Genomic DNA, 9,233 nt, shown 5'->3' with positions numbered 1-9,233 from the left:
GAGAGGGGGGAAGGCTGCTGTTCAGGGGCTTGCTGCCGATACCACTTCGTGGGCCCCCCCCCCCGTGGGGGGCCCCCCCCCCCCCCCCGGCACGTGGTGGTGCTACTCGCCGCTGGGGCGCTTCGGAGTGATGGCGGTGAGGTCCAAGTCGATGGGGAAGGGGACCGACACCTCGAGGCGGTCGTGGAAGATGCCGGTGGCCACGTATCCCTCGGTGGCGGGGTCGAGCTCGTAGACGTAGACCACGGCCCGGCCCTCCTTGTTCTCTACGCGCCAGAAGTGCGGGATCTGGGCGCGGGCGTACTTGATCGGCTTGGTTTCGCGGTCCCGGCTCACCGATTCCGGCGAGACCACCTCGATGGCGAGTCGAACCAGCGACGCTGGGAGCCGGGTCTGGTCCGGATCCTCGCTGTCCTCCTCCGCGACAATCACATCCGGCTCGGGCCTGTTGCGCCGGTCGATGTCGATCGTGAACTCTCTGATCACCTCGAGGCCTTCGGGCACCAAGGATTCGAGCTGCTGCTCGAAGAACCTCAGGGCGCGCATGTGAAAACGAGTCTGCGGACTCACGAAGACCAGGCTCCCGTCGATCAGCTCCGTGTGCGGAGGCAGGTTGGGAAGCCGGTCGAGGTCGTCTGCCGTCCAGCCGCCCGCGGGCGGGACGGGCCAGCGGTACGTCGGCTCGGTCTCCTCGGGATCGACGCTCATCGGTAGTGCTCCCATGCGACGGAGTCTCGCGAGTCCGTCCAGCGTATCGCCGGTGATCGCCTCCGAACCGTCCCCGCGTGTGACCGTCTCCTTGGTGTTGACAGAGTCAGTTGCGGGCGGCATATGCGCGGACATCCGCGTCCAGGTCCGCGGTGGCCGTGGCCAGGGCCGTGCGGGCCTCCGGGGTGGTGCGGTGGGCGCGGAGGGAGAGGACGGCGGCCTTGCGGACGTCCGCGTTGTCGTCCTTCAGGGCAGCGGCCAGGGGGTCGACCGCCGTGGCGGGGTCGGCTGCCGAGAGGGCGGTGGCGGCGCCCGCGCGGACCTGCCAGGCGGGGTCGGTGAAGGCCGCGACGGCCGTGTCGGCGTACGGCGCCGGGCAGCCCGTGGCTGCCAGGGCCGCCAGCGCCGCGGCGCGGACCAGCGGGTCGGGGTCGGCGAGGAGGGGGTCCAGCGGGGCGGGGGCCGGGGAGTGGACCGCCGCGAGGCCCTTGGCCAGCGCCACGCGGACCTCGCGGGCCGGATCCGCCGCGGCCTGCGCGAGGGCCCGGACGGCGTCCACCGAGACCAGCGCCCGGACCGCGTGGATACGGACCTCCGGGTCGGGGTCCGCGAGGGACTCCGCGTACAGGCCGGCCTCGCCGAGGCGCAGTGCCCGCAGGGCCTCGAGCGCGGCCGAGCGGACCGCCGGGTCGGGGACGTCCAGGGCTGCGCGCAGGCCGGTCCCGAGTTCCGGGCCGGCCGGCAGGACCTCCAGCAGCTCCCGCAGCGCGGCCGCGGCGGCCGCCCGGACCGCCGGATCCGGATCGCCGAGGCGGGCCGCCAGCTCCGGGCCCGCCCCCGCCGGGACGGTCTCGCCGATCACGGCCACGGCGGCGGCCCGTACCGCCGGATCGGGGTCGGTGAGGTACGGGCGCAGGGCTCCGAGGTCCGGCGACTCCTCGGCGAGGCCGAGGAGTTCGAGGATCCGCGGCGAGCCCCCGGGGCCGGGCTCTGCGTCCGCGGCAGCCGCCGCCCGGACCGCTGCTGCGCGCGGAGCGGCCCTGCGCGGGCCCGCCGTGGCCACGCCGACCAGGTCGACCTCGCCCAGGTGCCGGGAGGCCCCGCCCGTCGGCGTGAATTCGGGGACGGGAACCACGTACGGCTCCACCGGCCGGGCCGTGAACTCCATCGCCCCCGAAGCCGACTTGCGCAGGTCCAGGTGGTGCAGCCAGCCCGCGTCGTCGCGCCCCGGGTGGTCGAGCCGCTCGTGGTACAGGCCCCAGCGCGACTCCGTCCGCGCCAGCGACGCCCGGGCCGCCATCTCCGCGCAGTCCCGGATGAAGGACACCTCCGCGCACCGCATCAGCTCGTGCGGGGTCTGCGCCCCCATCTCCTCGATCTCGCCGCTCATCCGGGTGAAGGCCTCCACGGCGAGGGAGAGCTTCGCACCCGTCTTCGGCGGGGCCACGTAGTCGTTGACGAAGCGCCGCAGCTTGTACTCCACCTGCGGCTGCGGCGGCCCGTCCGGCCGGCGCAGCGGACGGTAGACCAGCTCGTGCGCCGCCGCGACCTGGTCCGCCGGGAGCGGGCCCTCGTACGCCGTGTACTGCGCCGCGTCCTCGCCCGCCAGGTCGCCGAAGACGAACGCCCCAATCATGTAGTTGTGCGGTACGGAGGCCAGGTCCCCGGCCGCGTACAGCCGCGGCACGGTGGTGCGCGCGTGGTCGTCGACGCGCACGCCCGACGCCGAATGGCCCCCGCACAGCCCGATCTCCGAGATGTGCATCTCGATGTCGTGCGTGCGGTAGTCGTGGCCGCGGCCCGCGTGGAAGGTGCCGCGGGTCGGCCGCTCCGTGGTGTGCAGGATCGATTCGAGGGCGGAGACCGACTCCTCCGGGAGGTGGCTGAGCTTCAGGTACACCGGCCCCCGGTCCGAGGCGAGTTCGGCCGCGAACTCCGACATCATCTGCCCCGACCAGTAGTCGGAGTCGACGAACCGCTCGCCGTGCCGGTTGACCTGGTAACCGCCGAAGGGGTTGGCGACGTACGCGCACGCCGGCCCGTTGTAGTCCTTGATCAGCGGGTTGATCTGGAAGCACTCGATCCCGGTGAGGGCCGCGCCCGCGTGATAGGCCATGGCGTAGCCGTCGCCCGCGTTGGTGGGGTTCTCGTACGTCCCGTAGAGGTATCCGGAGGCGGGTAGTCCGAGCCGGCCGCAGGGGCCGGTCGCGAGGATCACCGCGCCCGCGCGTACGGTCACGAAGGCGCCGGTACGGGTGTCGAAGGCGGCGGCGCCGATGGCCCGGCCGTCCTCGGGCGAGGTGAGGACCCTGACCGGCATCACCCGGTTCTCGATGCGGATCCGCTCGCGCATCTCGCGGCGGCGCAGCTGCCGGTAGAGGACCTTCTTGACGTCCTTGCCCTCGGGCATGGGCAGCACGTACGAGCCGGAGCGGTGAACGCGGCGGACCGCGTACTCGCCGTGCTCGTCCTTCTCGAACTTCACGCCGTACGACTCCAGGCGCTGCACCATCGCGAAGCCGCGGGTGGCGGTCTGGCGGACGGTGGACTGGTCGACGACGCCGTCGTTGGCGCGGGTGATCTCGGCGACGTAGTCGTCGGGCTCGGCGCGGCCCGGGACGACCGCGTTGTTGACCCCGTCCATGCCCATGGCGAGGGCGCCGGAGTGGCGTACGTGCGCCTTCTCCAGCAGCAGGACCCGCGCGCCGCGGCCGGCGGCGGTCAGGGCCGCCATGGTGCCGGCGGTGCCGCCGCCGATGACGAGGACGTCGCACGAGAGTTCCTCGGCGTCGGCGATCGCGGGGATGTCCATGCTGGGGCTGCCCTTCGGGGGTCGGGTCGGGGGTACAGGGGCTCGGGGGTCGGGGTAGAGGCCGGCGGTCAGAGGGCGGAGAGGATCCGGCGGCGGAGGGCCGAACGATCGGCGCTCCGGTCGCGCGGAAGCGGTACGTCGACCACGGTGTCGGCGTGGAGCAGCGCGACGCGGTCGCCCACGAAGAGGGCCTCGTCCACGTCGTGGGTGACGAAGACGACGGTCGCCCCGGTGCCGGCGAGGACCTCGACCAGGAGGTCCTGCATCCCGGCGCGGGTCTGGGCGTCGAGCGCGCCGAAGGGCTCGTCCATGAGGACGGCGCGGGGGCGCGCGGCGAGGGCGCGGGCCAGCTGGACGCGCTGGCGCTGGCCGCCGGAGAGCTGGTGCGGAAGCTTGTGCGCGTGCTCCGCGAGGCCGACGCGCCCCAGCCAGTCCTCGGCCGTCCGCCGCCGCTCGGCGCGGGGGACGCGCCGGATGGCGAGGGGCAGTTCGACGTTCCCCCGTACGGTGCGCCACGGCAGCAGGGCGTCGTCCTGGAAGACGAGTGCCCGGTCGGCGCCGGGCCGGGTGATCGGGGTTCCGTCCTGCGTGACGGTGCCGGCGAGCGGGGGCAGCAGCCCGGCCAGGGTGCGGAGCAGCGTGGACTTCCCGCATCCGGAGGGTCCGACGACGGCCAGCACCTCCCCGGCGCGGATCCGGAGGCCGAGCCCGTCGAGCACGGCGCCGCCGCCCGCCCGGCCGAGCCGGACCCCGTCCAGCCGGAAGGCGGCGCCCGGGGGCGCGGTGGTGATGGCGGGTACGGCCGTGGTTACGGGCACGGGGACCTCCTGTGAGTCGTTGAATGCCGGTCGGCGACGCGGCTCCCGCTGCGCGGGTGCCCTTCACCCCGCCCCGCCCGTTCTCCGTTTCCCGAGGCTCCGCCCCGGGAAACGGCCCACGGCGCCGTGGGCAGGGTCCGGCCCCCGCACCCCCGCCCACGGCGCCTCGAACGCCGGCGGGGCTGAGATGGCGCTCCGAGCCGTCCAGGCCCACCGCGCGGGCCCCGACCTGGGGCGGGCGGGGCCGCGGGGTCAGGGGATCGCCGGATCCGGGGTCGGGCGGCGGGGGCTTTGCTGCGGGGCGGCGGTCGTCACGGGGCGCTGCGTGCGGGCCGGGAGCCAGTGCGTGAGGCGGCGGCCCAGGCGTTCCACCGCCGTCGAGGTCAGCCAGCCCAGCGCGCCGATCGTGGCCATGCCGACGAAGACCCCCGGGTAGTCCACCACCGTGTAGTCCTGCCACGTGCGGTAGCCCACCCCGTACTCGCCCGAGATCATCTCCGCCGAGATCACGCAGATCCACCCGACGCCGATCCCGACCGACAGGCCGCCGAAGATCCCGGGGAGCGCCCCGGGCAGGACCACCGACAGCAGGATCCGGCCCCGGCCCCCGCCCATCGTCAGGACCGCCTCCTCCCACACCGGGGACAACGCCGCCACCGCGTGGCGCGTCGACACCAGCACCGGGAAGAACGCCGCCGCGCACGTGATGAACACGATCCCCTGCTCGTTCGAGGGGAAGAGGAGGATCGCGACCGGGACGAGCGCGATCGCCGGGATCGGTCGCAGGACCTCCAGCACCGGGCCCAGCACGTCCGCCGCCATCCGCGAGCGGGCGATCGCCGTGCCCACCGCCACCCCCAGCACCGCCGCCAGCGCGAAACCCGACACGATCCGGCTCAGGCTGGAGACGAGGTCCTGCCAGTAAGGACCGGTCGACGCCCGCTCGGCGAGCTTCGCCGCGACCTCCCCCACCGTCGGGAACTGCCCGAACCGGAGCCAGAGTTCCACGTCCAGCGAAGTCAGCAGCTGCCACGCCACCGCCGCCGCCCCGAGCGAAGCCAGCCGCAGCAGCCGGCGCCCCGGGGTCATGAGGCGATGCCTCCGGCTTCGGCGAAGCTCACGATGCGCGCCCCGGATCCCCTGTGCTGGTCGACGTACGACGTGGCGCCCGCCGGCGTGACGAACGCCCGCAGTTCGGAGCCCTCCGCCACCCACACCGCCTTGTCGGCGAACCAGAGGGTCCCGGTCACCGCGTCCGGCACGTACGTCGCCCGGACCGCCGCCGCGCCCTTCAGGGCCTTCAGGAGGGCCGCCGGGGTGTCGAAGGTCCGGGTGGCGGTCTCGTTCTTCAGCCACAGCTCGGGGCGGGCGGGCGCCGCAGCCGGGTAGTCCGCGTCCGGCACGGCGCGCTTCAGCGGCGCCGGGTCCACGAACGCGTCCACGTCCACGTCGCCGACCAGCTTCGCGTCCTTGAGGACCGGCACGTCCTCCTTCAGCGCCGCCAGCAGCTCCGGCCGCAGCGCCGGGTCGAAGGTCGCGATCCCGTTCGCGCCGTTGTACAGGTACACGACCTCCGCCGGCAGTCCGGTCTCCTTCGCCACCGACTCGGCCGCCGCGACCGGCTGCGTCCGCAGGTACTCGGTCGCCCTGCGCTGCGCCTTCAGGAAGTCGTCCAGTACGCCGGCCCGCTCGGCCGCGAACTTCTGCCGCACCGTGACCCCGTGGAAGGTCGGCAGGTTCAGCTCGGCGCCGTCGTAGAGCGCCTTGGCCTTCCCCTCGTACGCGAGCTGCCCCGGCCAGGCCACGAACTGCGACAGCGCGTCCGCACTGCCCGCCTGGAGGGCCGAAGCCCCCACGCTGGGCTGCTGGTTCAGCTTCTGGATGCCGTTCGATGGATCGATGCCGGCGCGCTGCAGGGCCCGTACGAGGGTCCCGTCCGCGGCGGAGCCGACCGAGGTGGACACCTTCTTGCCGCGCAGGTCGGCCAGCGACTCGAACTTCGAGTTCGGCGCGGTGACGACGGTGTTGAGGCCGCCGCGCAGGTTGTAGCCGGTCACGGACACGAGGCGGGTCGGCTGCTTCAGCTCCTTGCCGCGCGCCGCGTTGATCAGGAGCGGGAAATCGCCCATCGAGCCGATGTCGACCTTCCCGGCGGTCATCTGGGCGGTGATGGGCGCTCCCGTGGCGTAGTCCTGCCAGTCGACCTTGTACGTCACGCCGTCCTTCCCGCCGCGCGCCGCGAGCTCCTGCTCGAAGTAGCCGAGGGAGCGCAGCAGGGTGCCGGCGGTGACGGTGTTGATGGTCTTGGACTGGTAGCCGACGGTCACGGTCACGGTCTTGGGGCCGTCGGCCCCGGACGCGTCCCCGCCGCACGCGGTGGCCAGCGGGGCGAGGAGTACGGCGAGGGCGAGGGACAGTTGCGGACTGCGCATCGGAACGGGGCCTTTCACCGGAGCAGGTACGGCATGTTGACGGTCACCGCGCCCGTGGGGCAGCGGGCGGCGCACGGGCCGCAGTACCAGCACTCGTCCACGTGCATGTACGCCTTGCCGCTGTCCTGGTGGATCGCGAGGGAGTCGAGCGGGCACATGTCGACGCAGAGGGTGCAGCCGTCGATGCACAGGGACTCGTCGACGGTCACGGGCACGTCGCCGCGCTGGGGGACCAGAGGCATGGCTGTCTCCAGGAAGGTGGGTACGCAGGGGGCAGGTCAGAGGGAGCGGCGGAGCAGGCCGCTCATGGTGATCCGGTCGCCGCGGAAGCGGATGAACTCCAGGTCCACGGGCCGGCCGTCACACAGATGGGTGAGCCGCTCCAGCATCAGCACGGCGGCCCCGCGCGGGGCCTGCAGGACGGCGGCGGAGTGCGCGTCGGCGTTCACGGCCTCGAGGGTGATCTCGGCATGGCCGAGGGGCTGTCCCGTCAGGGACTCCAGGAGCCGGAAGACGTCGGTGTTCTCCAGGTCGCAGCCGAGCAGTTCGGCGCCGATGTCCAGGGGGACGTACGTGAGGTCGAGGGAGAGCGGGAGCCCGTTCAGGCGCCGCAGCCGCTCGATGTAGAGCACGTCGGCGTGCTCGGGAAGCCGCAGCCGGCCGGCGACCGGGGCGGGGGCGCGCACCGGGCCGACGGTGCGGACCTCGTTGGTCACCCGGCCGTGCTCGTGCAGGGTTTCGGCCAGGCCCTGGAGGCGGTCGAGGCCGTGGGGGTACTTCTCGCAGACGACGACGGTCCCGACCCCGGGCCGGCGTTCGACGAGCCGCTCGCCGCGCAGCAGGTCGAGGGCCTGGCGGACGGTGTTGCGGCCGGCTCCGTAGTCGGCGCCGAGGGCGTCCTCCAGGGGGAGGACCCCGCCGGGGTAGCCGCCGGCCAGGATCTGGTGGCGCAGCAGGTCGGCGAGCTGCCGCGCCTGGTCCGCGCGCAGCCGCCGCCGGCGCGCGGCGGCGACCGGGGCGGTGTGCTCACGGGTGCGTTCGGCTGGCATGGCAGGGAACATACCGACGGGCCCCGGCCCGTGGTGTTGCCGCAGTATTGCGCCACCCGGGGGACGCGGCGGCAGGGCTGTGACCTGCTACGACGCCGGGGTGGCGGAAAGATCCGCCACCCCGGTGAGGCCGTACGTCCCAAGGGCCGGACTAGCGGGATCCCACAATGCGGCCGGTGACCTCGCCGAGGCCGACGCGGGTGCCCTCGGGGCCCGGGGCCCAGGCGGTCATGGTGACCGTGTCGCCGTCCTCGAGGAAGGTGCGCTTGCCGTCGGCGAGTTCGACGGCGTCGCGCCCGTTCCACGTCAGCTCCAGCAGCGAGCCGCGCTGTCCGACCTCGGGGCCGCTGACCGTGCCCGAGCCGAAGACGTCACCGGTGCGCAGGGAGGCGCCGTTGACGGTCATGTGCGCGAGCTGCTGGGCGGCGGTCCAGTACATCGACGCGAACGGCGGCTGCGCGACCTCCTGCCCGTTGATGGACACCGTGATGTGCAGGTCGAAGCCGCCGGGCCGGTCGGCGTCGGCGTCTTCGAGGTAGGGCAGGAGCGGGAAGTCGCGGGCCGGCGGGGCGACCCGGGCCGCCTCCAGGGCCTCCAGCGGGGTCACCCACGCGGAGACGGAGGTGGCGAAGGACTTGCCGAGGAAGGGGCCCAGCGGCACGTACTCCCAGGCCTGGATGTCGCGCGCCGACCAGTCGTTGAGCAGGAACAGCCCGAAGACGTGGTCCTCGAAGGCGCCCAGCGGCACCGGGGTGCCCAGCTCGGACGGGGTGCCGACGACGAAGCCGACCTCGGCCTCGATGTCGAGCTTGACCGACGGGCCGAAGACGGGCGCCGGGTCCGCGGGCGCCTTGCGCTGCCCGGAGGGCCGGACGACGTCGGTGCCGGACACGACGATGGTGCCGGAGCGGCCGTGGTAGCCGATCGGCAGGTGCTTCCAGTTGGGGGTGAGCGCGTCCCCGTCCGGGCGGAACATCTGTCCGACGTTGGTGGCGTGGTGCTCGCTCGCGTAGAAGTCGACGTAGTCGGCGACCTCGTACGGCAGGTGCAGGGTGACGGCGTCCAGCGGGACGAGGTGCGGCTCGACCGTCACACGGTGGCCGGGGTCGGTCACCCACGCGGTCAGCGCGCGGCGCACGTCGCGCCAGGCGGTGCGCCCGGCGGCCAGCAGCGGGTTGAGCGAGGACTGCCCGAGCAGTGCGGCGTACGGGGAACCGAGCGCGGCCGCGGCCGCCCCCGCGTCGAGCACGTGTCCGCCGATGCGCACACCGATGCGACGGCGGCCGGGCTCCGCGGAGGTGGAGAAGACGCCGTACGGGAGGTTGTGCGGCCCGAACGGGTCGCCCTCGGGCACATCGAGGGGGCTCTGCTGGGGCATGGGGTACTGCCTCGCTTTCGACGCGGTCCGGGGGTG

8 protein-coding genes are annotated in these 9,233 nt (G+C 73.8%); all 8 read right to left on the bottom strand.

The window, feature by feature from the left end; genetic code table 11:
* Positions 1 to 102: 102 nt before the first annotated feature.
* Complete coding sequence (locus ACZ49B_RS32770) at positions 103 to 708, bottom strand: Uma2 family endonuclease (protein ID WP_468313072.1); 606 nt, start codon at positions 706 to 708, stop codon at positions 103 to 105.
* Positions 709 to 814: 106 nt separating this feature from the next.
* Entirely contained in the window at positions 815 to 3,520 is a 2,706-nt protein-coding gene (locus tag ACZ49B_RS32765; protein ID WP_468313069.1) for a fumarate reductase/succinate dehydrogenase flavoprotein subunit, read from the bottom strand.
* A 68-nt stretch (positions 3,521 to 3,588) separates the two neighbouring features.
* On the bottom strand, positions 3,589 to 4,311 hold the full coding sequence (locus ACZ49B_RS32760; RefSeq protein WP_468313122.1) for an ABC transporter ATP-binding protein: 723 nt from the start codon (positions 4,309 to 4,311) through the stop codon (positions 3,589 to 3,591).
* 279 nt (positions 4,312 to 4,590) lie between these two features.
* Complete coding sequence (locus tag ACZ49B_RS32755; RefSeq protein WP_468313066.1) at positions 4,591 to 5,427, bottom strand: ABC transporter permease; 837 nt, start codon at positions 5,425 to 5,427, stop codon at positions 4,591 to 4,593.
* On the bottom strand, positions 5,424 to 6,770 hold the full coding sequence (locus ACZ49B_RS32750; RefSeq protein ID WP_468313063.1) for an ABC transporter substrate-binding protein: 1,347 nt from the start codon (positions 6,768 to 6,770) through the stop codon (positions 5,424 to 5,426). The genes ACZ49B_RS32755 and ACZ49B_RS32750 overlap by 4 nt, the downstream gene beginning before the upstream one ends.
* A gap of 14 nt (positions 6,771 to 6,784) precedes the next feature.
* Positions 6,785 to 7,012 (bottom strand): 4Fe-4S dicluster domain-containing protein, encoded by a 228-nt coding sequence (locus tag ACZ49B_RS32745; RefSeq protein ID WP_389412676.1) that lies wholly within the window; start codon positions 7,010 to 7,012, stop codon positions 6,785 to 6,787.
* A gap of 36 nt (positions 7,013 to 7,048) precedes the next feature.
* Positions 7,049 to 7,819 carry a GntR family transcriptional regulator gene (locus ACZ49B_RS32740; protein WP_468313060.1) on the bottom strand — a complete coding sequence of 257 codons (771 nt, stop codon included), beginning with the start codon at positions 7,817 to 7,819 and terminating at the stop codon, positions 7,049 to 7,051.
* A 151-nt stretch (positions 7,820 to 7,970) separates the two neighbouring features.
* Positions 7,971 to 9,197, bottom strand: a complete 1,227-nt coding sequence (gene fahA, locus ACZ49B_RS32735) for a fumarylacetoacetase (protein WP_468313057.1) — start codon at positions 9,195 to 9,197, stop codon at positions 7,971 to 7,973.
* Positions 9,198 to 9,233: the final 36 nt, after the last annotated feature.

The sequence above is a fragment of the Streptomyces sp. NPDC031132 genome, from assembly GCF_055570595.1.
This window is presented reverse-complemented; position numbering and strand designations above follow the sequence as displayed.

Excerpts from the sequence above, each read along its gene's own strand:
- ACZ49B_RS32745 (WP_389412676.1), bottom strand. The coding sequence starts at position 7,012 with ATGCCTCTGGTCCCCCAGCGCGGCGACGTGCCCGTGACCGTCGACGAG.
- ACZ49B_RS32770 (WP_468313072.1), bottom strand. The coding sequence starts at position 708 with ATGAGCGTCGATCCCGAGGAGACCGAGCCGACGTACCGCTGGCCCGTC.
- ACZ49B_RS32765 (WP_468313069.1), bottom strand. The coding sequence starts at position 3,520 with ATGGACATCCCCGCGATCGCCGACGCCGAGGAACTCTCGTGCGACGTC.
- ACZ49B_RS32755 (WP_468313066.1), bottom strand. The coding sequence starts at position 5,427 with ATGACCCCGGGGCGCCGGCTGCTGCGGCTGGCTTCGCTCGGGGCGGCG.
- fahA (WP_468313057.1), bottom strand. The coding sequence starts at position 9,197 with ATGCCCCAGCAGAGCCCCCTCGATGTGCCCGAGGGCGACCCGTTCGGG.
- ACZ49B_RS32750 (WP_468313063.1), bottom strand. The coding sequence starts at position 6,770 with ATGCGCAGTCCGCAACTGTCCCTCGCCCTCGCCGTACTCCTCGCCCCG.
- ACZ49B_RS32740 (WP_468313060.1), bottom strand. The coding sequence starts at position 7,819 with ATGCCAGCCGAACGCACCCGTGAGCACACCGCCCCGGTCGCCGCCGCG.